Origin of the sequence: Sandaracinus amylolyticus, assembly GCF_021631985.1 — a bacterium.
Lineage (GTDB): Bacteria > Myxococcota_A > Polyangia > Polyangiales > Sandaracinaceae > Sandaracinus > Sandaracinus amylolyticus_A.
This window is the reverse complement of the sequence record NZ_CP070225.1, coordinates 6,337,407-6,360,834: the sequence shown is the minus strand read 5'-3', so window position 1 is coordinate 6,360,834 and position 23,428 is coordinate 6,337,407. Positions and strand designations below refer to the sequence as shown.

Below are 23,428 nucleotides of genomic sequence, written 5' to 3'. Positions count from 1 at the left end.
CCGGATGGCACACCCCCTTGGGAAGTCGCGAGCCCAGCATCACCGAGCGGCAGCCCGCCGCGCAACGGCGTTCCGGGCCCTCCGGGACGAGCACTCGGGCAATTGGGATTCCGGGCACGAGTGACCCATGTCCATCCCGAGCGATGACGCAGCGCGACGAGCACCTCGAGAGCGACCACGCCGCGGAGCGTGTCGCGCTCCCGACCCCGCCGGGCGCTTGGGATCCCGTGCGAAACGCGGTGCGCGGCGCACTACGCCCCATCGAGCATTTCCTCCACGTCGAGGCGTCCGGCGGCCTGCTGCTCATGGGCGCAGCTGCGATCGCGCTGGTGTGGGCCAGCTCACCGTGGCGCGACGACTACGAGCACTTGCTCGAGACTCCGGTCGTGCTGCGGGTCGGGACGCTCGGCATCGAGACCGACCTGCACTTCTTCGTGAACGAGCTGCTGATGACGCTCTTCTTCTTCGTCGTCGGGCTCGAGATCAAGCGCGAGATCAAACACGGAGAGCTCAGCCATCCCCGCCGCGCGGCGCTCCCGATCGCCGCGGCGATCGGCGGGATGACGGTGCCTGCGCTGATCTACATCGCGCTCAACCCGCACGAGCCGGCGCGCAACGGGTGGGGTGTGCCGATGGCCACCGACATCGCGTTCGCGGTCGGCGTGCTGACGCTGCTCGGGCGACGTGTGCCCGCGGCGCTGCGCGTGCTGCTGCTGACGCTCGCGATCGCCGACGACGTCGGCGCGGTGATCGTGATCGCGGTCTTCTACTCGAACGGCATCGCGCTCGGCGGGCTGCTGACCGTCGCGCTCGCGGTGCTGCTGACGCTCGCGCTGCAGAAGGCCGGCGTGCGGCGCGCGTGGATCTACGTGTTTCCGGGGATGATCGCGTGGCAGGGGATGCACTCGGCGGGTGTGCACCCGACGCTCGCGGGCGTGCTCCTCGGGCTCATGACGCCGACGAGCGCATGGCTCGGGCCGCGCGGCGCGATCCACCTGACGCGCCACGCGATGACGCGCCTCTCGAGCGTGGTCGGGACGGGCGAGGCGCCGCCCTCGGAGCTCCTCGGTCCGCTGCGCGATCTCGAGCTCGCGCGCCGCGAGGCGATGTCGCCGGTCGAGCGCCTCGCGGCGAAGCTGCACCCGTGGGTCGCGTGGGCGATCATGCCGCTCTTCGCGCTGGTCAACGCGGGCGTGCCGCTCGATGCCCGATCGTTCGACGCGGAGTACGCGCCGCTGATGCTCGGCATCGTGGCGGGCCTGGTGATCGGAAAGCCGCTCGGCGTGCTCGCGGGCGCAGGGCTCGTGGTGGGCCTCGGCATCTCGCCGCTGCCGCGCGGCGTCACGTGGGCGGGCGTCGGCGTGGTGGGCCTGTGCGCGGGCATCGGCTTCACGATGGCGATCTTCGTCGGCGACCTCGCGTTCGACGGGAGCGCGCTCCTCGCGACGAAGCTCGCGATCCTCGCGGCCTCGTTGATCGCGGGTGTGCTCGCGCTCGTGGTGGGCTCGATCGTGCTGCGCGATGCACGCGCGGTCCCGGGCGCGGCGCGCACCGAGAGCGAGGCCGAGGCCTCGACCCTCGCGTGACTGGACCCGTTCGGCCGACGGTCCTATGGGCAATCGCGCGATGCGCTCTCCGGACCCCTGGATCCACGGTCGCGCCGACGCGCCTGCAGCGCCGAGCGATCCGTTCGAGGTGATCGCGCGCGCCTACGCGCCGGTGCAGGGCGAGCTCGACGTCGAGCTGCCGATCGTCGAGGGCGCGATCCCGAGCGAGCTCGCGGGCACGTACTTCCGCAACGGACCGGGGCGCGTCGCGATCGGCGGGGATCGCTACGGTCACCCGTTCGACGGCGACGGGATGGTGGTGCGCTTCGAGATCGGCGAAGGCCGCGTGCGCTACCGCAACCGCTACGTGCGCACTCGTGGGTTCGTCGACGAGGAGCGCGCGGGGCGCATGCTCTATCGCGGGTTCGGCTCGCAGCGACCCGGAGGGCTCCTCGCGAACCTCGGTCGCATGCGCTTCAAGAACGCGGCGAACACGAGCGTGCTCTGGCACGGCGGCGTGCTGCGCGCGTTGTGGGAAGGCGGCGCGCCGCATCGGCTCGACCCCCGCACGCTCGAGACGATCGGCGTCGACGATCTCGGCGGTCTCCTGCGCCCGGAGCGCGCGATCGAGCGCGCGCTCGCGCCCGAGCATCCGTTCACCGCGCATCCCGCGATCGATCCGCGCACCGGCGAGCTCTGGGGCTTCGGCGTGATCGGCGGTCCGAAGCCGCGCCTCGCGATCTACCGGCTCGACGCGGAGGGCGCGCCGATCGAGCGACGCCTCGTCGCGCTGCCGCGGCTCGCGTTCGTGCACGACTTCGTGCTCACCGAGCGCTACCTCGTGTTCCTGCTCGCGCCGATCGCGTTCGATCTCGCGCGCGCGATCGTGGGGCTCGCGAGCCCGGTGCAGGCGCTGCGGCGCGATCCTTCGCTCGGCACGACGGTGCTCGTGGTGCCGCGCGACGGCGGTGCGCCGCGCACGATCGAGGCGCGCGCCGGCTTCGTGTTCCACCACGTCGCGGGCTGGGACGAGGGCACGCGCGAGATCGTGATCGACACGCTGCGCATGGACGGCTTCGAGGGCGGCACGATCGACGTGCTCGATCCCGCTGCGCTGCGCCGGCTGCAGGTCCCGCGCGCGGTGCCGACGCGGATGGTGATCGACCTCGCGACCCGTCGCGTGCGAGAGGAGGTGCGCATCGACGTCGACGTCGAGCTGCCGACGATCGATCCGCGGCGGCGCACCCGCCCGGCGCGCGTCGCGTTCGCGGTCGCGCGCCCGCAGGGCTGGAACGCGATCTCCCATCCTGCGATCGCGCGGCTCGATCTCGCATCGCGCGAGGTGCGCACGCGCGATCTCGCGCCCGATCTCCCCGGTGAGCCGCTCTACGTGCCGCGTCCGTTCGCGCCCGAGGGCGAAGGACACGTGCTCACGATCGTCTATCGCGCCGCGGAGCACCGCAGCGAGCTCTGGGTCCTCGACGCGAGCGATCTGTCGATGGTTGCGCGCGCAACCCTGCCGCACCACGTCCCGCTCGGCTTCCACGGCACGTTCGTTTCCGGAAGGGGTCATGGATGACCCCTTCCCCCGCCGGCAAAGCCGGATCGGGGCCCCCCATCCCTGAACACTGCGCGCGGGGCCCCAGCCCCGCTTGCCTCGCGCCGGCGCTGCGTGACGCTCGCGCTCGATCACGCTGCGACGGTCAGCTGTCGCTCGACCAGCCGGCGATAGAGCCCCTCTTCGGCCATCAGGGCCGCGTGATCGCCCGCCTGCACGATCTTCCCGCCGTCGATCACGAGCACACGATCGGCGTCGCGCACCGTCGAGAGTCGATGCGCGATCACCAGCGTCGTGCGGCCCTTCATCAGACGATCGAGCGCTTCCTTCACGAGGTGCTCGCTCTCCGCGTCGAGCGCGCTGGTCGCCTCGTCGAGCACCAGGATGCGCGGGTCCTTCAGCACGGCGCGCGCGATCGCGATGCGCTGCTTCTGGCCGCCCGAGAGCTGCACCCCGCGCTCGCCCACGCTCGTCGCGTAGCCGTCGGGGAAGCGCGACACGAAGTCGTGCGCGTTCGCCACCCGCGCCGCGGCCTCGACCTCGGCGTCGCTCGCGTCGGGGCGCGCGTAGCGGATGTTGTCGGCGATCGACGTCGAGAAGAGGATCGGCTCCTGCGCGACCGTGCCCACCTGACGGCGCAGCCACTCGGGATCGAGCTCGCGCAGGTCGTGCCCGTCGAGCCGCACGCGTCCTTCGTTCGGATCGTAGAGGCGTGCGACGAGCGATGCGATCGTCGACTTGCCCGCACCGCTCGGGCCCACGAGCGCGACGATCTCGCCCGGCGCGACCACCAGCTCCATCCCGTCGAGCACCGGCGCGTCCGGTCGCGCCGGGTACGCGAAGCGCACGCTCTCGAAGCGCAGCTCGCCCCGTGCCTCGGGCGGCGCGAGCCCGCCCTTCGGCGCCATCGCGGGCGTGCGATCGAGCAGCTCGAAGACCCGCTCCGCCGCGCCGCTCGCCTTCGTGAGGTCCGCGTAGAGATCGGTGAGCGCGCCGAGCGAGACCGCGACGAGCAGCGTGTACACGAGGAACGACGTGAGCCCACCGACGCTCATCGCGCCGTCGATCACGAGGTGCCCGCCGTACCACAGCACGAGCGTCACCACCGCGAACCCCGCCGCGCTCACCGCCGCCATGAACGCCGACGCGACCCGGATGCGCGTGGCCTGCAGGTCGTACGCGCGCTCGATCGCGACGCCGTAGCGCGCGCTCTCCGCGCTCTCCGCGACGAACGAGCGCACGGTGCGGATGCCCGCGAGGCTCTCCTCCGCGACCGCGCTCGCCGCGGCCAGCGCGTCCTGTGCGTCGCGTGCGAGGCGGCGCAATCGACGACCCCAGTACACCGCGCCGAGCGCGATCGGCGGCACCACCGAGAGCATGATCGCCGCGAGCAGCGGCGACGTGTAGAGCAGCATCGCGACGCCGCCGGCGATGGTCGCCGCGTTCCGCAGCGCCATCGAGATGTTCACGCTCACCGCGTTCTGGAGGACCGTCGTGTCCGACGCGAGGCGCGACTGCAGCTCACCGGTGCGGCGCTCGTCGAAGAACGCGATCTCCTGATCGAGCAAGCGCGCGTAGAGATCGCGGCGCAGCTTGGTCACGACGCGCTCGCCCGCGGTCGTGAAGAGCACGTAGCGAATGCCGGTCGCGAGCGCCTGCACGAAGAGCACGGCGCCCATCAGCAGCGCGATCCGATCGATGCGCGCCGCGCTGGCCGCCGCGTCGGCGCCCAGCGCGTCGTCGAGGAGCGAGCGGATCGCCTGTGGGTACACCAGGCTCGCGCCGCTGCCGATCGCGAGGAAGACCGTGCCGATCGCGAGCCGCTTCCACTCGCTCTTCGCGAGCTGCAGCAAGCGTCCGATCGAGACCCGCGGACGCTCGCGTTTGCCCGGCTCCGTCACTCCCACCTTATAAATCGAGCCGTCGCACCGCGCCCCACCCGATCGGACGGCTCTTCCCGTCCACCATCGCGGGCGCTACACACTGGCCTCCGGACACGCATGGATCACCGCACCGCCGCCGACGTCCTCTCGCGCCTCGCCTTCGCCACCGAGGTCCTCGAAGGATCGACGCACGAGTCGAAGGCGTGGGCGAACGCCGCGCGCGTCATCCGCCAGCTCCCCGGCGACCTGCGCGCGATGATGGAGAGCGGTCAGCTCGCCGAGGTGCGCGGCATCGGCAGCTCGAGCCTGCGCGTGATCCGCGAGGTGCTCGAGGGGCGCGAGCCCGACGAGCTGCGCGCGCTCGAGGCGCGCGTGCCCGACGGGCTCTTCGCGATCCATCGCATCAAGGGGCTCGGCCCCGCGAAGATCCGCAAGCTCTGGCAGGGCCTCGGCGTCACGACGATCGGCGAGCTCGAGCACGCGTGCCGCGAGAACCGCCTCGTGCTGCTCGACGGGTTCGGCAAGAAGACGCAGGCGAACGTGCTCGAGCAGATCGAGCAGATGCACCGCGCCGATCGCGTGCTGTTGCGCAGCCGCGCGAGCGCGCTGGTGCTGCCGCTGCTCGCGAGCCTGCGGATGCGCGGGGTGCGCGCCGAGGCGCTCGGAGACTTCCGCCGCGGCATGGAGCTCGTCGACGGCATCGCGATCGTGGTCTCGGGTGACGACGCGGTGATCGACGAGACGCTCGGCGCGCAGGGCGTCGAGGGCGGGCACATCGACGGCACGACGATCGAGGTGCGGCGCACCGATGCGGCGCGCTTCGGTGTGATCGCGGTGCTCGGCACCGCGAGCCCCGAGCACGTCGAGCTGCTGCGTGCACGGGCCGGCGAGCGTGGCCTCGAGCTGCGCGACGATGGCCTCTACGCGAAGGGCGAGCTCGTCGCGTGCGAGGACGAGGACGCGCTCTATCGCGCGCTCGAGCTCGTCACGACGGATCCCGAGCGCCGTGATCCCGGCGTGCCGCTCGTGGGCATCGGCAAGGCGCGACCGCGGCTCGTCGAGCTGCGCGATCTGCGCGGCGCGCTGCACAACCACACCACCGAGAGCGACGGCGCGGGCACGCTCGAGGAGATGCGCGCGGCCGCGACGTCGATGGGCCTCGAGTACCTCGGCATCAGCGATCACAGCCAGAGCGCGGACTACGCGCGCGGCCTCACGCCGGACCGACTCCGCGCGCAGATCGCGACGATCGAGCGCGCACGCCGCGAGCCCGGATGCGCGCTGCTGAGCGGCGTCGAGAGCGACATCCTCGCCGACGGAAAGCTCGACTACGAGGACGCGATCCTCGCGTCGATCGACGTCGTGATCGCGTCGGTGCACCGCCGCTTCGGGCTCGATCGCGACGCGACCACCCAGCGCATGGTCGCGGCCGCGAAGAACGTGTTCACCGACGTGATCGGGCATCCCACCGGGCGCCTCTTGCTCGGCCGTCCCGCGAACGATCTCGACATGGGCGCCATGCTCGACGCCGCGGCCGAGAGCGGCTGCGCGGTCGAGCTCAACGCGAGCCCCCACCGCCTCGACCTCCACGATCGTCACTGCGCGATGGCCAAGGAGCGCGGCGTCCCGGTCTCGATCGCCGCGGACGCGCACGCACCGGGCGAGCTCCTGCAGCTGGAGCACGGCATCGCGATCGCGCGCCGAGGAGGGCTCACCCCCGACGACGTGCTCAACTGCCGCCCGCTCGACGCGCTGCGCGAGTGGCTGCACGCGCGTCGTCAGCGTGCGGGGCTCTCGAGCTGAGAGCGTTTTCGTCTGCGCTGGTGCTCGATCCTGGCCGAAACGGCTGCCATCGCCGATCCTGACGAGAGATTCGGCTGCGGGCGCGGGCGTCAGAGCGGCATCGGCCGGCGCGGTCGGATCGACGCAGAGCGCCGGAACGCTTCGATGCGAGCGCTCACCTCGAAGATGGTCTCGGTGCCTTCGAGCATCGCGAGGTAGAGCGAACGCCGCGCGAGCGCCTCGAGCTCGAACGTCCAGTAGAGGCACATCAGCGGGCTCACGAAGAGCTCGCTGCGCTCGGTGCGCGCGAGTCGCTGCACATCGCCGAACTCGCCCGTGAGCGCGGAGGCAATCGAGCCGTTCACGATGCTGCCTCGCGGGAAGCGCCGCTCGGCGTGCTCGACGGCGTCGAGGAACACGCGCGCTTCCGGCATCGACGGCAAGAGCGAGAACGCGCCGAGGAACGCATTCTCGCGCTGCAGCGCGGCGACGGCCTCGAGCACCGAGACGTGCGAGACGCCGTGGAAGTGATCGATGCCGAACCCGAGACACGCCACGAGGCGGTGCGGGATCGACTCGAGCCCCGCGACGGCAGCCAGGCTCGTGGCGTCCTCCTCGGGCGTGCCGAGCCCCGGCTCGTCCCCGCGCATCAGGATGTCGGTGCCGCCGTCGACCAGGACGATCGCATCGAGGTCGAGCGTGCGCGCGAGCTCGGCGTAGGCATCGCGCAGTGGAGCCACTCCGACCTTCTCGAAGCAGTGGATCGGCGTGTCGACTCCGTGCGTCGAGAGGAGCTCGCAGAGCGCTTGCTCCGGGAAGTAGCGCTCCGCGCCGCGCGTCCGCGCATCGACACGCGCGATCACCGGATGCGTGCGCAGCGCGTCGGTGTCGGCGAGGTACGTGAACGAGAGATTCGCGAGATGCACGTCCTTGCCCTGCGCGCGCAACGCGAGGAACAGCGGCACTCCGCAATAGACGTCGTACCCGCCTCCCGCGCCCGCGATCAGGATCCGCCGCGCAGCGCCGAGACGCGTCACGAGTGGCGAATGCGCGAGCGACATCACCTGGTCGAATCCCTCCTGCTTTCCTGACTTCCTGCTCTCCTCAGAAATTCTCTCCTCATCCCCGGGTCCAGATGGAGGCAGTCCGCGGATGCTCGGCGCGCTTCGACGCGCGCTCTGCCGCGGCCTCGCCGCAGAGACGCGCCACCAGGTGGAACGCGAGATCGATCCCGCTCGTCACGCCGCCTGCCGTGATCACGTCGCCGTCGTCCACGACGCGCGCATCGACGAGCACGCCGCCGTTCTTCTCGAGCGCCTCGCGCGCGACCTGGTGCGTCGTGCACGGCCTTCCGCGCAGGAAGCCCGCCGCCGAGAGCAACATCGCGCCGGTGCACACCGAGGCCATGCCCGCGCCGGTCGCGCGCAGCCGCTGGAGCTCGCGCGCGAGCTTCGTCTGCGCGATCTGCGCGCGCACGCCCTGATCGCCGCGCATCCATCCGCCGCCGGGCACGATCACCCAGTCGCACGTGCTCGGGATCGCGTCGCGCACTTCGATGCGCAGACCGTGGGCGCCCTCGATCACGCTCGGTGCATCGAGCGCGCACAGCACGACCTCGAGCCCCGGTGGCTCGCTCGCCGCGCTGCGGAGGATCTCGTAGGGACCGATCGCGTCGAGCTCGTCGACGCCGTGGAACACCGGGATCGCGATGCGCATGACGCTCTGTTTATCACCGAAGAGCGTTCACGCCGTGGGCACCGTGCCGCCATCGATGACGAGCTCGGTCCCGGTGATCGAGCCCGCCCGCGGCGATGCGACGAAGGTGATCAGATCCGCGACCTCGCGCGGCGTCGCGGGTCGCCCCAGCGGGATGCCGCCGAGCGAGTCCATGATCATCTTCTTCCCGCCCTCGTAGTCGGTGCCCGCCCCCGCCGCGAGACGCTCCGCGAGACGCGTCGCCGCTTCGGTCTCCACCCAGCCGGGCGAGACGCGCACCACGCGCACGCCCTTGGGGCTCACTTCCTTCGAGAGCGCCTTGCTGTAGGTCGACAGCGCCGCTTTCGCGGCCGCGTACGCGGTGGTCGACTCGGGCAGCGGAAGTTGGTGCTGGATCGAGGTGACGTGCACGACGACGCCGGAGCGCTGCGCGAGCATCGCGGGCACGAGCGCGCGGTCGAGACGCACCGCGGGCATCAGGTTGAGGCTCAGCTCCCGGCTCCACTGCTCGTCGTCGAGCGCGGCGAAGCCGCCCGCAGGCGCGCTCGATCCCCCGATGAGGTTCACGAGGATGTCGAGGCCACCGAGGTGCGCGAGCGTCTCTCGCGCGACGAGCGCGCAGCCGTCGGCGGTGGTCACGTCCGCAGCGACGTAGTGGACGCCCTCGGCGTGGTCCGGCACCGACCGTGCGGTCGCGACGACGCGTACGCCTGCGTCTCGGAGCGCGCGCACGACCGCTGCTCCGACGCCCTTGGTGCCGCCGGTCACGAGCGCGCGCCTCCCGCTCAGCTCGAGGTCGAAGCTCACGGCGCGATCTCCAGTCGGGTGATGAGCTCGCCCCGCACGGCGAAGCGATATCGCAGCTGAACGGGGCTGCCGGGGAAGCTGCCGCGCACCAGGGCAGTGACCGTCGTTCGCTCACTGGTGGTCTCTGCCGCGAGCGGCTCGGTCGTGAACCGGTACTCGGCGACGCTGCGTGCGTTCCACGCGGCGATGGCGGCGCGACCGCGGTGCTGGCGTCCTTCGTCCAGCACGACGGCGTCCTCGGTGAAGCACCGCGCGACCGCCTCGGGGTCGGTCGTCTGGTGGGCGAAGAAGCTCGCAACGGGCCCGAGCAGCCTGGGACGGGACGACGTGTTCGTGTGCATGGCGATGCTTCTAGGAAGCGGGTATCCATCACGCAAGAACACACGAAAAAGTGGGGTACGCACCTTTGGGTAAGCATGACCATCACACGCCCGCCACGGCGGCCAGCGGCATCGAGGATGCGATCCACATGCTCGAGGGGCGCTGGAAGCTGGTCATCCTCTTCCACCTGTTCGGAGGAAAGACGCTCCGCTTCTCGGATCTCGAGCGCGCCATCTCGGGCATCTCGCAGAAGATGCTCATCCAGCAGCTCAGGCAGCTCGAGCAGGACGGCATCGTCGCGCGCGTCGTCCACGCGCAGGTGCCGCCCAAGGTCGAGTACCACCTGACGGACTGGGGGCAGGCGCTCTGCCCCGCGCTCGACGAGCTGCTCACCTGGGCAGAGAAGCGCCCGACGCCGAAGCGCCCGCGCCGCGCGCCCCCGCGGCCGGGATGACGTCACGTCACGCGCTTCGCGAAGATCACGGCGTCCACACCGGTCCCCGCGATCGCGCGCGGTCGCTCCTCCGCGACGACGAGCTCCCACGCGCTCCGATCGAGCGCGGCGATCGCGCGCTCGACCGAGACCTGCACCTGGCCCGCCGCTGCAGTCGGTTCTCCCGTCGCGGGATCGATCGGACGGTGGCCGACCATGAACAACGCGCCGCCGGGCGCGACCGCGCTCGCCATGCGCCGCACCATCTCGTCCACCGATCCCGCGACGTGCACGTAGAGGCACACCACGAGGTCGAAGTGCTCGCGCGGCGGCGTCCACGCGCCCAGGTCGGCCTCGACCCACGTGATGCGCGCGGCGATCTCCGGTCCCAGCGCCTCGGCCGTCGACCGCGCGTGCGCGAGCGCGCTCGCCGAGAAGTCCACCCCGGTGACCGCCCACCCGTGCGCCGCGAGCCAGAGCGTCTCCGCTCCATGACCGCACCCCGCGTCGAGCACGCGCCCCGGGCGGAGGCTCGCGACCTCTGCGATCAGGCGCGCGTTCGGTGGACGGCTCGCGACCTTGTCGGGGTGCTCGCGCAGCGTCTTCGCCCAGAGCCGCTCCCAGTGCGCACGGTCGTACGTCATGCACGACACGTGATGCCCCGGTTCCGCCGTGTCGAGGAGCAGCCCGGAGGTTGCGTCGTGCCGCGATGTGAACGACCGTCGGGAGCGCACGGAGGTCTCGACGACCGCCGGCTCCGGCCGGAACGAGATGAGGATCTACGATGAGCGCGATCTTCGAGGACGCGCCGGCGCTCCCGCGCTGGCTGGAGAACGAGCTGCCCTTCCGGCGTCGCGTCGCGCGCATCGACGGTCGCCGCATCCACTTCGTCGACGAGGGCGCGGGCACACCCGTCGTGCTGATGCACGGCAACCCGACGTGGTGCTTCCTCTGGCGCAAGGTGATCGCGCGGCTGCGCGATCGCGGCGGCTTGCGCATCATCGCGCCCGACCTCCTCGGGCTCGGGCTCTCCGACAAGCTTCGTCTCCCGAGCGACCATCGCCTCGACGTGCACGCGCAGGCGATCGCGAGCCTGCTCGACGCGCTCGAGCTCGAGGGCGCGGTGATCGCGGCGCAGGACTGGGGCGGACCGATCGGGGTCGGCGCGGCGATGCTCCGCTCGTCGTCGCGCCCCGACTTCCTGCGCGGCCTCGTGCTCGGCAACACCGCGGTGCTCGAGCCGAAGCGCCCGTTCCGCACCACCGCGTTCCATCGCTTCTCGCACATGCCGATCGCGAGCGACCTCGCGTTCCGCGGCGCGCTGTTCCCGGTGCCGATCCTCCATCGCGTGCAGGGCGATCCGCGATCGATCGGCTCGCGCGAGAAGGCGGCCTATGCGTGGCCGCTGCGACGCTGGAGTGATCGCGCGGCGCCGCTCGGGCTCGCGCGCATGGTGCCCGACCGCGAGGATCATCCGTCGGTGCCGTTCCTCGATCGGCTCGGCGCGTTCGTGCGCGCGTATCGCGGGCCCGCCGCGCTGGTGTGGGGCGAGCGCGATCCGATCCTCGGGCGCGCGCTCGCGCGACATCGCGAAGCGTTGCCGCAGGCGAGCGTCGAGGTCACGAGCGCCGGGCACTTCCTCCAGGAAGAAGTGCCCGACGAGCTCGCGCACGCGATCCGCTCCGTCGCCGGCGTCTAGCCGTTCTTGCGCAGGAACCAGCGCGCGCTCATCTCCGCGACCGCGCGCCCCGCGCCGTCCTCGATCACCACGCGCACCGGCACCTCCGCGCCCTTCGGGCTCGTCGCGAGCGCATCGAGCACGGCCTCGCGCGTCGTCGCGAGCTCGGCGCGCGCGACCGCCGCGCCCATCGCGAGCTTGCGGTAGTCGACGCTCGCGCCCGCGAGCAGCGGCAATACCTCGCCGAGGCGATCGGCGAACACGGAGAACACGACCGCGCCCGACGCGGCCTCGGCCGCCGCGTACATCGCCGCGGCGTGCGGACCGCCGACGTGGTTCTTGAGCGAGGGCACGTCGGGCAGCTTCACCGCCGCGCGACCGGGCTCCGCCTCGATCACCTCGAGCCCGAGGAACGCATTGAACGGAACGCCTGCGATCGCCTGCTGGACTGCCTGCACGCTCATGCTCGCCTCCTCATGTCACCACTGGTGACATTGGGCTGGGCGGGCACCAGCGTCAAGCGATCAGAAGCGAACGTCGGCGATCGCGACGTCTCCGAAACCGGCCGACGCGATCGCGTCCATCGTCTCGATCACGGTCGCGTACGCGATGCCGTCGTCGGCGCTCACGAGCACGTCGTCCGCGCTCGATGCGCGGCGCAGCGCGAGATGCGCGCGCAGCGCCTCGGGATCGGACGCGCCGCTCGCGAACGGCAGCTCGACGCGATCACCCGCTGCGCTCGCGACGACGTAGCGATCCGCGCGCAGCAGCACGGTGAGCGAGGGCGCGTCGGGAGGCGCGACGATCTCCGACTCCTGGCTCGGCACGAGTGTGCTCGCCTGCATCGCGGCGAGTCGGTTCCACACCGCGGTCACCAGCAGGAACATCACGCAGCAGAGCAGGAGATCGATGAACGGCACGAGCGGCACGTCGTGATCGAGCGCGCGCTTGCCACCGTGCGAGGAGCCGGTCGAGATCGATGCCATGCGCGCTACGACCGCGCGCCGCGCCCGCGGGTTCCCGAGAAGATCAGCCCGGCGTGCCGAGCGGGCGATCGCGACGCTCGAGGCCGCGCACCACCGGGCCGACGATCTCGCCCATGTACGCCTTCACGCGCTCGCGTCGGATCGGGATGCGCTTGCCGAGCAGGAGCACTGCGAACCCGTGCGCCGAGGACCACACCGCGCCCGCCGCGCCGAGCACCGGCACGTCCTCGAGCGCGCCGCGGGCGATGCCGTCGGCGATCAGCGACTTGAGCACGCCGAACGCGTCGGCGACCGCGGCCTCGAGCGAAGGGAAGCGCTCGTCCTCGTTCAAGCGCGGCCCGAGCATCACGCGGAAGTGCGCGGGGCGATCGAGCGCGAACTGCACGTACGCATCGGCGAGCGCCATGAGTCGCGCCGGCGGATCGCTCTCCGGCACGACGGCGACGGCCTCGCGGATCTTCGCGGTGAGATCGCGGAAGCCGCGCTCGGCGATCGCTGCGAGCAGCGCGCGCTTGTCCTCGAAGTGCCGGTATGCCGCGCTGTGATCGACGCCGACGCGACGCGCGACTCCGCGCAGCGAGAGCGCGTCCTCGCCCTCCTCGGCGATCAGCGCGAGCGCCGCTTCGATCATCGCGCTCGGGAGATCTCCGTGGTGATAGGCGCGCTCGGGCGGCTTGCTCGGAGCGGCCTTGCGCGGCGTGCGCTTCATCGCGCGCAGCATAGTGGATGAAGAGCGAAGAGCCCGGAGCGCATCGCGCGCTCCGGGCTCTCGTTCGATCGTGTCGCGTCGATCACTCGGCCGCGGGCGCGCCCGCGCCCTCGACCGGCTTGCCCGCGGCGATCCAGCCCTGGATGCCCGCGCCCATGACCGCGACGTTCGTGTAGCCGAGGCTCGACGCGGTCTCCGCCGCGACGTGGCTCGCCGAGCACTGCTCGTTCGCGCAATAGAACACGAGCTGCGTCGCGTGATCGGCGGGCAGCTGCTCCGCGGTGACGGCGTCGTAGTCGACCCACGTCGCGCCCGGCACGTGGTGCTCGTCGTAGGTCTCGCGCGAGTTGGCGTCGAACACCGCGACGGAGCCGTCGGCCGCGGTGATCGCGGTCGCGACCTCGTCGACGGTGATCTGCGCGAAGCTCGGCTGCGCCTCGCTGCCGCTCGTGGTGGTCTCGGCCTCGGCGGTCTCGGTGGTCGACGACGACGAGCCACCGCATCCGACGAGCGCGGCGAGGACGAGGGCGATGCTGGCGTTTCGCATGAAGAGATCCTCCACTTCGGGGTAGGTGATCGAGGCCCGCATCATGGAGCCCTCGCTCGACATGACAAGACCTCGATTGGCTCAGGAGAGTCCCTTCGTGGACGCGATGTCGCGCGCAGCGAGAAGACCTCTGCGGTCGAATTTCCGGGGCGCGCCCGATCAGGTCTCGTCGTCCTCGTGATCGCGAGCGCCGGTCACCGCTGCGGGCAGCGGGAACATCGCGAGCGCGGGGTCGCGATCGCGACGGATGAAGCGGCGTGAAGGATCGCGCACCCAGCCGCGCTGTCGCCACTCGAAGTGCAGGTGCGGCGCGTTCGCGAAGCCGGTCTCGCCGACCTCTCCGATGACCTCGCCGCGCTCGACGTACTGGCCCGCGAACACGTGCGTCGCGCGGCAGTGCGCGTAGAGCGTCGAGGCGCCGTCCTGGTGCAGGAGGATCACGACGTTGCCCATGCCGGTGAGGCCGTCGTCGCTGTAGACCACGAGCCCGTCGCGCGCGGCGACCACGGGATCGCCCTCGGGCGCGCCGATGTCGACGCCGTCGTGGCGACGATGCGCGAGGCCTGCGTCGCGCGTGAAGCCGAAGCGACGACCGAGATAGCCCGAGGGCACCGGGAACGTGAGGTGCTCGTCGACGTCGAGGTCGCGCACCGCCGCGAGCCACTCGTCGAACGGACGCGCGTGCATCACGTGCATCGCGGTCGCGCGCACACCGAGCCCGAGGTGCTCCGCGAGCGCCGCGGCGGCACCGTGCGGCGTGGGCACGCGACGCTCGCCCTGGCAGAAACGTCGATAGCCGCCGCGCGTGCGGCACTGACGCGGCATGCGGCGGCGCTGTCGTGCGGGCTGCAACGGGAACGCGTCGGACGCGTCCGAGAGCCACGCTTCTGGAACGCGATCCGCGAGCACCACGCGCCCGAGCCGATCGAGCTCCTGTGCGCTCGCGGTGAATGGATCGGCGACGAGGAGAACGGAGAGCGCGAGGGCGATCGTGAGGCACCGACACGCGTCGTTTCTCATGCGCGATCGACGCTACACGAGCCTCGTCGCGCGACGGAATGGGGATCGAGAAAGTTTGTGCTCAAATGAAGTCACCACGCGTACACCGCAGTTTCACCGTGATTTTCGACCAATGCGTCGACGTGATCGAGCAGCGCCCGTCGTCGCTCCGCGAGGTGCGCGAGCTGCCGCTCGTCGAGGATGGGCGCGAGCGGATCGCGCGCGAGCGTCGCGGCGTACGCATCGAGATCGAGCGTGCGAATTGCCTCGATGGTGCGGCGGCGGACCCGCTGCGTCGCGGCGAGGCGCTCGTCGAGCAGCGTGAGGCGCGCGCGTCGCGGTGAGAAGCCTGCGGCTTGATCGAGGAACACGAGCGGGCCGTGCTCGCCGCGGGTGCGCACGTTCGTCGAGTTGCTGCTCCAGCGATCGACGTTGTGCACGAGGAAGTCGAAGAGCACGAGGTCGCTGAGCTCGGCGGGTCGCGAGGGCACGTCGGGCTCGAGCGCGGCGACGGGCTCGGTCGATGCGTCGGGCGCGTCGGGCGCGGGCTCGTCGCGCGCTTCGAGCTCGTCGGGATCGGGCGTCGTCGCGCGCGCTCGGTGCCACGCGCGCGCTTGTTGGAACGGGGAGATCGCGGGTGGGTCGTCGATCGTGATCCAGCGCTCCCATCCTGCTGGTGCGCGCAGTGGCACGAGGCGCTCTTCGATCCACGCGACCATCGCGCCGCGCACCGTGCCGTCCTCGGCGACGACGATCTCGGGCACCCGCGAGTCGCCCTCGGCGGCGGGCGCGAGGAGCGACCACGCGATGCGACGACCGACGACGATGGGCGTGCGATCGAGCCCGAGCGCGCGATCGAGATGGTGCGCCGCGATCTCGGCGTACCAGTGAGTGCCCGAGAAGGTCTGCTCGGGCTTGAAGTACGCGCGCGTTCCGTCCTCGAGGGTGACGCGGAACGCGAGGCTGCGTCCGCCGTGTCCGCGCTCGACCGTCGTGATCGGTGCGGTCGCGAGGCGAGCGCGCAGGGCCTGATCGGCGGGGGAGAGAGCGGGGGCGAGGGCGGGGGCGGGTGCGGGGGCGGGGGCGAGGGCGGGTGCGGGGGCGAGGGCGAGGGCGAGGGCGGGTGCGGGGGCGAGGGCGGGTGCGGGGGCGAGGGCGGGCGCGGGCGCGGGCGCGAGCGCGAGCGCGAGCGCGTCGGAGTTGGGCTCGGGCTCGCATCCGATCACGAGCAGCGTGATCACGATCGCGGTCGCGCATCCGCGCGTTCGTGTCCATCGGGACGCGCGCGATGCGCGCGATGCGAGCGGATCCATGCGAAACGTCGGCACGGACGTGCGCTCGGTGCAGCGCGCGGGCCACGCACGTCGGTTGCACTGAGGTCGTCGCGACATGCGTGCGTCGTGCGTCGCGCTCGTTGCGTTCCTCTCCCTCGCGCTCCCGGCGCACGCGCAGGAGGTGCCACGTCGTGCGGCCGAGTCGCGCGACGTGTGGTCCGAGCCGAACCCGGGCGTGCGCTACCTGTTCCGCACCACCACGACGCCCACCGAGCTCCACGCGCTCGTCGTCTCGCTCGCGCATCCCGGCGTGCGCATCGTCGCGACGCGCTACGACGATCGCTGGACCACCGTCGGCGATCACGCGCGCACGCACGGGCTCGCAGGCGCGATCAACGGCGGCTTCTGGGGCGCGCTGCAGAGGCCGCGCGGGCTCGCGATCGGAGGCGGTGTCGCGTGGCCGACGTCGGCGCCCGATCCCGAGATGGGCTTCTTCGCGATCGATGCCCGGGGTCGTGCGCTGGTGCGCGCACCCGGCGAAGCGGTCGCGGACGACGAGCTCGCGTCGCTCGGCGACGCGGTGTCCGGGCGCCCGATCCTGGTGCGCGCCGGCGCGATCGATCGGTCCGCGCTCGACGCGTTCGAGACCGCGAACCAGCGACAGCCGCGCACCGCGATCGGGCTCTCCGAGGATCGCCGCACCGCCGTGCTCGTGGTGGTCGACGGACGTCGTCCGACCAGCCGCGGGATGACGCTCTACGAGCTCGCACGATCGATGATCGAGCTCGGCGCGCACGACGCGATCAACCTCGACGGCGGTGGATCGAGCGAGATGTACGTGGCGCGCGCGGGCGGCGTGGTGAACGTGCCGAGCCGTGGCCGATGGGAGCTGGCGCTCGGCGCCGCGACCGAAGAAGTGCGGCGCGACGCGAGCGGTCGCGAGGAGCGCTACGTGCGCGGCGTCGAGCGCGAGGTGCTCAACCACGTCGGCGTGATCGCGCCCGAGTGGCCCGCGCTCGCGCCCACCGCGTTCGCGAGCGGGCTCGCGGGCGCGCCCGAGATCGATGCTCCGAGCACACATCGCGGCGAGCAGCCCGCGACCCGGCCGACACGTCGGCTCGCGCCCGAGCCGCCCTCGCTGAGGCTCGGTGTGCTGCGCGAGAGCGTGCCCTTCGCCGTCGCGCTCCTCGGGCTCGTCGTCGTCGTCATCGTGATCGCGCGGCGACGGCGGGGCGCTGCGCCCCTCGCTCGATCGCGTGGCGCACCGATTGCCAACTCCCAGCGGTGACCTCGAGAGGCGCGCCTTCGTGTGGCGCAGTGTCTCGACATCGTCTTCGGAGGAGGCGCAGCGTGGCGGACACGACCTACGGAGCCCAGGGCTACGACGCAACGCTCGAGCGAGGCCGCGGTCGCGAAGCGGACCGTCCCACCGAGATCCCTGCGAAGGGGTGGAAGGACGTGCTGCTCCGCGTGAAGAAGGAGATGAAGGAGGACCGCATCTCCGTCGTCGCGGCGAGCGTCGCGTTCTGGACGATCCTCGCGATCTTCCCGGCGCTGATCGCGCTGGTGCTGCTCTACGGGCTCGTCTCGGATCCCGCGGAGGTCGAGCGACAGATCGCGAGCATGTCGAGCGCGCTCCCCGGCGACGCGCGCACGCTCCTCGCCGAGCAGATGCACGCGATCGTGAGCACGCCGCGACAAGGCCTCGGCATCGGTCTCGTCGTGTCGCTGCTCGGCGCGCTCTGGGCGGCGTCGGGCGGCATGCGCGCGCTGATCGACGCGCTGAACATCGCGTACGACGAGCGGGAGACCCGCAATTTCTTCAAGCTGCGCGCGCTCTCGATCGCGCTGACGCTCGGCGCGATCGCGTTCATCGCGCTCGCGGTGTTCTCGGTCGGCGTGCTCCCGGTGATCTTCGAGTACGTCGGGCTCGGAGGCGTGGTCGAGAGGGTGCTCGACGTCGGGCGCTGGCCGCTGCTCGCGCTGCTCGCGACGGTCGGGCTCTCCGCGCTCTATCGATTCGCGCCGAATCGCACGCACGCCAAGTGGCGGTGGGTGACGCCCGGGGGCGTGGTCGCGATGGCGGTCTGGCTCGGCGCGACCGCGCTCTTCTCGTTCTACGTGTCGAACTTCGGCAAGTACAACGAGACCTATGGCGCGCTCGGCGGCGTGATCGTGCTCTTGCTCTGGTTCTACATCAGCGCCTTCGCGATCCTGCTCGGCGCCGAGATCAACGCGGAGATGGAGCACCAGACCGCGAAGGACAGCACGGTCGGCGAGCCGGCGCCGATGGGCGAGCGCGGCGCGACGATGGCCGACACGCTCGGGCCCTCGTACGCGCGGTGAGCACCTGCCGGAGTGCTCGTCCCGGAGGTCCCGTACGGGAGCGCGCGAAGCGCGCGGACGGTAGGGACCTGCGGGCGAGCCGATTTTTGTCCCTACTGGAGTGCTCGTCCCGCGGGTCCCGGACGGGAGCGCGCGAAGCGCGCGGACGGTAGGGACCTGCGGGCGAGCCGACTTTGTCCCTGCTGGAGTGCTCGTCCCGCGGGTCCCGGAGGGGAGCGGGCGAAGCGCGCGGACGGTAGGGACCTGCGGGCGAGCCGATTTTTGTCCCTGCTGGAGTGCTCGTCCCGCGGTCCCAGAGGGGAGCGGGCGAAGCGCGCGGACGGTAGGCGAGTCCTCGAGAAGGACGCGCGGCGCGACGAGAGCTCGTCGCGCCGCGCGCCGGTTCACGACTCGATCACGGATCGACGCACGCGACCTGGCCGTCGTCGCCGGTGCCGCAGGTCTGGCCGAGTAGGTTGCAGCGCGTGCGGGTCACGCGGCGCGGGCCCTCGCCGGCACCGGTGCAGCGCACCGCGACGTCACCGCGGCACTCGCCGAGCGCCGTCGCGTCGCCGCAGGGGTCGCGCCAGCGGCGCGCTTCGTTCGCCGCGTCGAGCGACTCCTGGCCGAACACCGCGTACATGCCGCCGTAGTTGCAGTACATCTCGCGCGAGTGGATGCCCCACGACGCGACGCCGAACACGCGGAGCTGGCCATTCACGATGCGCGTGAGCGGACCGCCCGAGTCGCCGTGGCAGATCTGCGCGTCACCCTCGGTGTTGCCCACCCACGCTTCGTACTCGGGGAGCAGATAGGTGGTCTCGTAGTACTGGCGATAGAGCTGCTCGTAGTAGTCGTCGGGACCCGCGTCGCCGTCGTCGGGGGGCGGGCCAGCATCGCTGTCGTCGGGCGGCGGGCCGCCGTCGTCGGGCACACCCGCATCGCCGTCGTCGGGCGGCGGGCCACCGTCCTCGTCCTCTGCGGGGAAGGTGATGCCGAGCTCGCGCTCCAGCTCCGCGCGATCGAGGATCACACCGAAGTGGCCCTGTCCGACGAGCCACTCGCGGAATGCCTCGTAGCTGCCGAAGATCATCTCGAAGATGCGGCCCGAGCGCGCGCGCAGCTCGACCGTACCGGCGCGGCGGATGCCGTACTCGCCGGCGTTGTTGCGCATGCCGTAGCCGATGACCGCGAAGTCGCGGCCGATGTCGCGATCGGTCAGCGCGGCCATGCGTGCCGGCGCGATGTCGGTGATCGGCGTGTCGAGGTGGAGCGCCGCGATGTCGCGCCAATAACCGACGAAGCTCTGCTGATCACCGCGCGGCAGCTCGGTCGACGCGACGACGTCCACGGTGCGCCGCGGCGAATAACCGTCGGGCCCGATCGCGAACACGATGCGATAGCCGTAGCCGGTATAGATGCCCGAATCGAAGAGCTCGGAGCAGTGGCGCGCAGTCAGCACCGTCTCCTGACCGACCAGCGTGGCAGTGCAGAAGGGCTGCACCTGCCCGTAGGGATCCGCGATCCCGAGGCTGCCGATCGCATCGAGGCTCGCGGAATTCGCCGCGACTCCGCCGATGACCTCTTCTTCCGCGACCTCTGGTGCAGGCTCCGACGCGCAGCCGAGCGCGCCCGTGCCCAGGCCGAGCGCCGCGCCGGCGGCGGTGGCCATGCGGGCCAGTCGAAGGCCGAACGAACGATGTTGTCTCATGGGACGCAAGTCTCCCTCTCGACTGGCACCATCGATGTCGAGGGTGCCAGTCGAAGTACGCAATTCGATGTCTGCTCGGACGAAGACGACTCCAGTGCTCCCCGCTCGTCCCCGTCGATGCTCTGTCGGGAATGCGTCGAGCGACTTCCACCGACGGGCACCGAAATCGTCGTCGTCGTTGCGAGCGGGCCATGAGCACCGCGAGTGCCAGCGGTCGCGCGTGCATCACGGACGCAATCGGACGTCGCAGTCGGAGCACGCGTCGTGCGTCGCTGAAAAACGCATGGGCCGCCCACGTGATCACGCGCCCATGGGCGTGTGCACCGCCGGACACGCCGAGAACGGCGCGGCACACCGCGGCGCGCTCGAGCGCTGCGATCAGCGCGTGCGTGCGGTGCCGACGAGGCCGGGGCGCACCGGGAGCGGCAGATCGAGCGAGACGTCGCGCAGCGCGCTCGTGTCCCAGCCGCTCTCGTCGAGCCGGGCGCGGGTGTCGCGCGCGGGATCGCAGCCGCCGAGGAGCGCGCCCCACGCCGGACGGAGCGCCTTCTGGACGCTGCGCAGGGGGCCTCGCGGCGCGGCGACGTGCTCGGCCAGGAAGAGCGGCGCGCCGGGCGCGAGCAGCCGCGCGACCTCGTCGAGCACCGCGCGCACGTCGTTCACCGAGCAGAGCACGAACGTGACGACCGCGGCGTCGAACGAACGAGCATCGAGCGGCAGCGGGCGCGACGCGGACGCGCTCACGACGCGATGAGGACGATCCCATGCCGCGAGGCGCGGGCGTGCGCGCTCCGCGAGCCCGACGCTCGGCTCGACCGCGACGAGCTCGGTGACCGCGTCGGGGTAGAACGGCAGGTTCGCGCCGGTGCCGAAGCCGATCTCGACCACGCGACCGCGCACGTCGCGCAGGAGCTCGGCGCGCAGTGGATCGACACCGGTCATCCCGTGATCGAGCAGTCGGCCGACGACCTCGCGATCCCACACCTGCTTCAGCGGCGTCATCGAAGGATCGCTATCGCACGCGCGTCCGCGCGGCGCGAGCCGGTGTACCGTCGCGCGCATGGACGTCCGCGTGATCGATGCCTGGATCCAACATCCGCCGCCGACCTTCCTCGCGCATCCGATGTTCGAGACGCTCCGGCGGTGGATGCGGCTCGACGTCGTGCCCGAGTCGATCCCCCTCGAGCTGACGCTCGGCGCGATGGACGCGGCGGGCGTCGAGCGCGCGCTGCTCTCCGCGTGGTGGGGGCCCGGTGGGCCGCTGATCTCGAACGACGACGTCGCGCGCTGGGTGGACGCGAGCGGGGGACGATTGATCGGTGTCGCGTCGGCCGATCTGCGCAGACCGATGGAGGCAGTGCGCGAGATCCGTCGCTGTGCGGCGCGCGGATTCCGCGCAGTGCGCGTGTTGCCGTGGCTCTGGGAGCTGCCGCCCGATCATCCGCGCTATTACCCGATCTACGCGGCGTGCGTGGATCTCGGACTGCCGTTCTGCACGCAGGTCGGGCACACCGGGCCCTCGATGCCCTCGGAGCCGGGGCGCCCGATTCCCTATCTCGATCGCGTCGCGCTCGACTTCCCCGAGCTGGTGATCGTCGGAGGGCACGTCGGCCATCCGTGGACCGAGGAGATGATCTCGCTCGCGACGAAGTATCCGAACGTCTACATCGATACGTCGGCGTACAAGGCGACCCGGTATCCGGCGTCGCTCGTCGCGTTCATGCGCGCGCACGGTCGCAAGAAGGTGCTGTTCGGATCGAACCACCCGATGATCACGCCCGGCGCGTGCCTCGAGGGGCTGGACGCGCTCGGGCTCGACGAAGAAGCACGCCGCCTCTTTTTGCGCGACAACGCGGTGCGCATCTTCGGCCTCTGAGCACGCAGCGGGGGGACGATGAGCGAGAAGATCCGGGTCGCGGACGGTGTCGACGGCGAGCTCGCGACCCCGCCGGGCGACGGCGTGGTGCCGGGCCTGATCATCGTGCACGAGTCGTTCGGCATCACCGATCAGGTCCGCGCGCTCTGCGATCGATTCGCCGCCGAGGGATATCTCGCGCTCGCGCCCGACCTCTATCACGGCGAGACCGCGACGAACGCCGAGGAGGCCTCGCGGCTGATGCAGAGGCTCTCGACGACCGAGGCGATGCAGGACGTCGCGGCGGCGATGATCCGGCTCGAGCAGGACGCGCGGTGCAACGGGCGCATCGGCATCGTCGGGTTCTGCATGGGCGGCGCGATGGCGTTCGCGGCGGCGACGAGCATCGAGGGGCTCCGCGCGGCGGTGCCGTTCTACGGGATCCCGATCCCCGGATACTTCGAGGCCTCGAAGGTGAAGTGCCCGATCCAGGCGCACTTCGCGCAGCGCGACGAGTGGGCGACCCCGGCGCGCGCGCAGAAGTTCCAGAGCGAGGTGCAGGTGCACGGCGGCGAGATGGAGCTGCACGTGTACGACGCGGGCCACGCGTTCATGCGCGACGGCGACCAGCGCACGTACGACGCGAAGGCCGCGCAGGAGGCGTGGGCGCGCGCGCTCGCGTACCTCGCATCGAAGCTCCAGGGGTGATCAGGCTCGTCGTGCGAGGTACCCGCAGGCGCGCAGCCTCCCGGGGAGCTCAGCGCACGCCGGCGGAGAGCAGGATCTCCGAGAAGAGCGGGCGATCGCCGTCGGCGCGCAGCGCGTCCATCGCGCGGATCAGCTCGTCGTAGGGCACGTTGGGATCGGCGCCGAGGATCACGCGATCGTCGTGCGTGAGCGATGCGTGGAGCCGCGCGGCGCACGAGGAGAGCGCGGTGAAGTCGATCGCGCCGTCGCGTCGCGGGATCGCGATCGTGTACGTGCGCGTCGTCGCGGTGCAGTCGGCCGTCGCGAAGCCGCCCGGCCCGGCGATGACGACGCCGCTCGCGACGAGGGTGACGCTGGGCGTGGGTGTGCTCGGGGACGAGCCGCGGCGGCCGCGCGGGAGCTGGGCGTCGACCTGGGCGACGACCATCACCGAGCCCGCGGTCGCGAGCAGGAAGAGCAGCAGGTTCGTGATGATGTCGAGGAACGGGACGATGTTCAGCTCGCCGTCGAGCGGGGCATCGGACGGGCGTCGTGCGAGCGCGCGTCGCACGCGGCGGGCGAGGGTGAGCGGGGAGGCCATCGGCGCTTG

24 protein-coding genes are annotated in these 23,428 nt (G+C 71.6%); 9 read left to right on the top strand and 15 right to left on the bottom strand.

Features of this window, described 5'->3' with window-relative positions; genetic code table 11:
- Positions 1–143 precede the first annotated feature (143 nt).
- Positions 144–1,586, top strand: a complete 1,443-nt coding sequence (gene nhaA / locus I5071_RS26960; protein ID WP_236515720.1) for a Na+/H+ antiporter NhaA — start codon at positions 144–146, stop codon at positions 1,584–1,586.
- 40 nt (positions 1,587–1,626) lie between these two features.
- Positions 1,627–3,126 carry a carotenoid oxygenase family protein gene (locus tag I5071_RS26955; protein WP_236515719.1) on the top strand — a complete coding sequence of 500 codons (1,500 nt, stop codon included), beginning with the start codon at positions 1,627–1,629 and terminating at the stop codon, positions 3,124–3,126.
- Positions 3,127–3,236: 110 nt separating this feature from the next.
- On the opposite strand, the gene I5071_RS26950 is transcribed toward I5071_RS26955, so the two are convergent.
- Positions 3,237–5,006 (bottom strand): ABC transporter ATP-binding protein, encoded by a 1,770-nt coding sequence (locus I5071_RS26950; RefSeq protein ID WP_236515718.1) that lies wholly within the window; start codon positions 5,004–5,006, stop codon positions 3,237–3,239.
- A gap of 99 nt (positions 5,007–5,105) precedes the next feature.
- Here I5071_RS26950 and I5071_RS26945 point away from each other — a divergent pair, with 99 nt between their 5' ends.
- Positions 5,106–6,791: a DNA polymerase/3'-5' exonuclease PolX gene (locus I5071_RS26945; RefSeq protein ID WP_236515717.1), complete on the top strand. Its 1,686-nt coding sequence runs from the start codon at positions 5,106–5,108 to the stop codon at positions 6,789–6,791.
- 89 nt (positions 6,792–6,880) lie between these two features.
- On the opposite strand, the gene I5071_RS26940 is transcribed toward I5071_RS26945, so the two are convergent.
- The 4 genes from I5071_RS26940 to I5071_RS26925 are packed head-to-tail and all read right to left on the bottom strand — an operon-like array spanning position 6,881 to position 9,634.
- Positions 6,881–7,834, bottom strand: a complete 954-nt coding sequence (locus tag I5071_RS26940; protein WP_419249606.1) for a DUF1152 domain-containing protein — start codon at positions 7,832–7,834, stop codon at positions 6,881–6,883.
- Between the two features lie 55 nt (positions 7,835–7,889).
- Positions 7,890–8,486 carry a DJ-1/PfpI family protein gene (locus I5071_RS26935; protein WP_236515715.1) on the bottom strand — a complete coding sequence of 199 codons (597 nt, stop codon included), beginning with the start codon at positions 8,484–8,486 and terminating at the stop codon, positions 7,890–7,892.
- Between the two features lie 27 nt (positions 8,487–8,513).
- Positions 8,514–9,293 (bottom strand): SDR family oxidoreductase, encoded by a 780-nt coding sequence (locus I5071_RS26930; RefSeq protein ID WP_236515714.1) that lies wholly within the window; start codon positions 9,291–9,293, stop codon positions 8,514–8,516.
- Complete coding sequence (locus tag I5071_RS26925) at positions 9,290–9,634, bottom strand: nuclear transport factor 2 family protein (protein ID WP_236515713.1); 345 nt, start codon at positions 9,632–9,634, stop codon at positions 9,290–9,292. The genes I5071_RS26930 and I5071_RS26925 overlap by 4 nt, the downstream gene beginning before the upstream one ends.
- A gap of 50 nt (positions 9,635–9,684) precedes the next feature.
- Between I5071_RS26925 and I5071_RS26920 the strand changes: the two genes are divergently transcribed.
- Positions 9,685–10,068: a winged helix-turn-helix transcriptional regulator gene (locus I5071_RS26920; protein WP_419249605.1), complete on the top strand. Its 384-nt coding sequence runs from the start codon at positions 9,685–9,687 to the stop codon at positions 10,066–10,068.
- Positions 10,069–10,070: 2 nt separating this feature from the next.
- Here I5071_RS26920 and I5071_RS26915 read toward each other — a convergent pair whose 3' ends face one another.
- A complete protein-coding gene (locus tag I5071_RS26915) occupies positions 10,071–10,691 on the bottom strand; it encodes a class I SAM-dependent methyltransferase (protein WP_236515711.1) in 621 nt (206 codons plus the stop codon).
- Between the two features lie 140 nt (positions 10,692–10,831).
- Here I5071_RS26915 and I5071_RS26910 point away from each other — a divergent pair, with 140 nt between their 5' ends.
- The gene (locus I5071_RS26910) at positions 10,832–11,746 is read left to right on the top strand and encodes an alpha/beta fold hydrolase (protein ID WP_236515710.1); all 915 of its coding nucleotides are present in this window, start codon (positions 10,832–10,834) and stop codon (positions 11,744–11,746) included.
- Here the strand turns inward: I5071_RS26910 and I5071_RS26905 are convergent.
- From I5071_RS26905 to I5071_RS26880, 6 genes are all read right to left on the bottom strand, one after another.
- The gene (locus I5071_RS26905; protein ID WP_236515709.1) at positions 11,743–12,189 is read right to left on the bottom strand and encodes a DUF4442 domain-containing protein; all 447 of its coding nucleotides are present in this window, start codon (positions 12,187–12,189) and stop codon (positions 11,743–11,745) included. The two genes, I5071_RS26910 and I5071_RS26905, sit on opposite strands and share 4 nt — an antisense overlap.
- Before the next feature lie 60 nt (positions 12,190–12,249).
- A complete protein-coding gene (locus I5071_RS26900; RefSeq protein WP_236515708.1) occupies positions 12,250–12,711 on the bottom strand; it encodes an ExbD/TolR family protein in 462 nt (153 codons plus the stop codon).
- A gap of 43 nt (positions 12,712–12,754) precedes the next feature.
- Positions 12,755–13,420, bottom strand: coding sequence for a TetR/AcrR family transcriptional regulator (locus I5071_RS26895; protein ID WP_236515707.1), 666 nt, complete (start codon positions 13,418–13,420; stop codon positions 12,755–12,757).
- A gap of 82 nt (positions 13,421–13,502) precedes the next feature.
- Positions 13,503–13,967: a rhodanese-like domain-containing protein gene (locus I5071_RS26890; protein ID WP_236515706.1), complete on the bottom strand. Its 465-nt coding sequence runs from the start codon at positions 13,965–13,967 to the stop codon at positions 13,503–13,505.
- A 159-nt stretch (positions 13,968–14,126) separates the two neighbouring features.
- Positions 14,127–14,987: a M23 family metallopeptidase gene (locus I5071_RS26885; RefSeq protein ID WP_236515705.1), complete on the bottom strand. Its 861-nt coding sequence runs from the start codon at positions 14,985–14,987 to the stop codon at positions 14,127–14,129.
- A gap of 71 nt (positions 14,988–15,058) precedes the next feature.
- On the bottom strand, positions 15,059–16,207 hold the full coding sequence (locus I5071_RS26880; protein WP_236515704.1) for a hypothetical protein: 1,149 nt from the start codon (positions 16,205–16,207) through the stop codon (positions 15,059–15,061).
- Between the two features lie 148 nt (positions 16,208–16,355).
- Here I5071_RS26880 and I5071_RS26875 point away from each other — a divergent pair, with 148 nt between their 5' ends.
- Positions 16,356–17,528 carry a phosphodiester glycosidase family protein gene (locus tag I5071_RS26875; protein ID WP_236515703.1) on the top strand — a complete coding sequence of 391 codons (1,173 nt, stop codon included), beginning with the start codon at positions 16,356–16,358 and terminating at the stop codon, positions 17,526–17,528.
- A 62-nt stretch (positions 17,529–17,590) separates the two neighbouring features.
- Entirely contained in the window at positions 17,591–18,586 is a 996-nt protein-coding gene (locus I5071_RS26870) for a YihY/virulence factor BrkB family protein (protein ID WP_236515702.1), read from the top strand.
- A gap of 394 nt (positions 18,587–18,980) precedes the next feature.
- Here the strand turns inward: I5071_RS26870 and I5071_RS26865 are convergent, their stop codons facing one another.
- Complete coding sequence (locus I5071_RS26865) at positions 18,981–20,237, bottom strand: trypsin-like serine protease (RefSeq protein ID WP_236515701.1); 1,257 nt, start codon at positions 20,235–20,237, stop codon at positions 18,981–18,983.
- A gap of 417 nt (positions 20,238–20,654) precedes the next feature.
- The gene (locus I5071_RS26860; RefSeq protein WP_236515700.1) at positions 20,655–21,278 is read right to left on the bottom strand and encodes a class I SAM-dependent methyltransferase; all 624 of its coding nucleotides are present in this window, start codon (positions 21,276–21,278) and stop codon (positions 20,655–20,657) included.
- 58 nt (positions 21,279–21,336) lie between these two features.
- Between I5071_RS26860 and I5071_RS26855 the strand changes: the two genes are divergently transcribed.
- On the top strand, positions 21,337–22,152 hold the full coding sequence (locus I5071_RS26855; protein ID WP_236515699.1) for an amidohydrolase family protein: 816 nt from the start codon (positions 21,337–21,339) through the stop codon (positions 22,150–22,152).
- 18 nt (positions 22,153–22,170) lie between these two features.
- Positions 22,171–22,839: a dienelactone hydrolase family protein gene (locus tag I5071_RS26850; protein WP_236515698.1), complete on the top strand. Its 669-nt coding sequence runs from the start codon at positions 22,171–22,173 to the stop codon at positions 22,837–22,839.
- Positions 22,840–22,888: 49 nt separating this feature from the next.
- Here the strand turns inward: I5071_RS26850 and I5071_RS26845 are convergent, their stop codons facing one another.
- Entirely contained in the window at positions 22,889–23,419 is a 531-nt protein-coding gene (locus I5071_RS26845; protein ID WP_236515697.1) for an ExbD/TolR family protein, read from the bottom strand.
- Positions 23,420–23,428: the final 9 nt, after the last annotated feature.

Bases quoted from the DNA above. Each gene is read 5' to 3' on its own strand.
- nhaA (WP_236515720.1), top strand. From the start codon at position 144: ATGACGCAGCGCGACGAGCACCTCGAGAGCGACCACGCCGCGGAGCGT.
- I5071_RS26955 (WP_236515719.1), top strand. From the start codon at position 1,627: ATGCGCTCTCCGGACCCCTGGATCCACGGTCGCGCCGACGCGCCTGCA.
- I5071_RS26945 (WP_236515717.1), top strand. From the start codon at position 5,106: ATGGATCACCGCACCGCCGCCGACGTCCTCTCGCGCCTCGCCTTCGCC.
- I5071_RS26935 (WP_236515715.1), bottom strand. From the start codon at position 8,486: ATGCGCATCGCGATCCCGGTGTTCCACGGCGTCGACGAGCTCGACGCG.
- I5071_RS26925 (WP_236515713.1), bottom strand. From the start codon at position 9,634: ATGCACACGAACACGTCGTCCCGTCCCAGGCTGCTCGGGCCCGTTGCG.
- I5071_RS26915 (WP_236515711.1), bottom strand. From the start codon at position 10,691: ATGACGTACGACCGTGCGCACTGGGAGCGGCTCTGGGCGAAGACGCTG.
- I5071_RS26910 (WP_236515710.1), top strand. From the start codon at position 10,832: ATGAGCGCGATCTTCGAGGACGCGCCGGCGCTCCCGCGCTGGCTGGAG.
- I5071_RS26905 (WP_236515709.1), bottom strand. From the start codon at position 12,189: ATGAGCGTGCAGGCAGTCCAGCAGGCGATCGCAGGCGTTCCGTTCAAT.
- I5071_RS26900 (WP_236515708.1), bottom strand. From the start codon at position 12,711: ATGGCATCGATCTCGACCGGCTCCTCGCACGGTGGCAAGCGCGCGCTC.
- I5071_RS26895 (WP_236515707.1), bottom strand. From the start codon at position 13,420: ATGAAGCGCACGCCGCGCAAGGCCGCTCCGAGCAAGCCGCCCGAGCGC.
- I5071_RS26890 (WP_236515706.1), bottom strand. From the start codon at position 13,967: ATGCGAAACGCCAGCATCGCCCTCGTCCTCGCCGCGCTCGTCGGATGC.
- I5071_RS26885 (WP_236515705.1), bottom strand. From the start codon at position 14,987: ATGAGAAACGACGCGTGTCGGTGCCTCACGATCGCCCTCGCGCTCTCC.
- I5071_RS26875 (WP_236515703.1), top strand. From the start codon at position 16,356: ATGCGTGCGTCGTGCGTCGCGCTCGTTGCGTTCCTCTCCCTCGCGCTC.
- I5071_RS26865 (WP_236515701.1), bottom strand. From the start codon at position 20,237: ATGGCCACCGCCGCCGGCGCGGCGCTCGGCCTGGGCACGGGCGCGCTC.
- I5071_RS26860 (WP_236515700.1), bottom strand. From the start codon at position 21,278: ATGACGCCGCTGAAGCAGGTGTGGGATCGCGAGGTCGTCGGCCGACTG.
- I5071_RS26855 (WP_236515699.1), top strand. From the start codon at position 21,337: ATGGACGTCCGCGTGATCGATGCCTGGATCCAACATCCGCCGCCGACC.
- I5071_RS26850 (WP_236515698.1), top strand. From the start codon at position 22,171: ATGAGCGAGAAGATCCGGGTCGCGGACGGTGTCGACGGCGAGCTCGCG.
- I5071_RS26845 (WP_236515697.1), bottom strand. From the start codon at position 23,419: ATGGCCTCCCCGCTCACCCTCGCCCGCCGCGTGCGACGCGCGCTCGCA.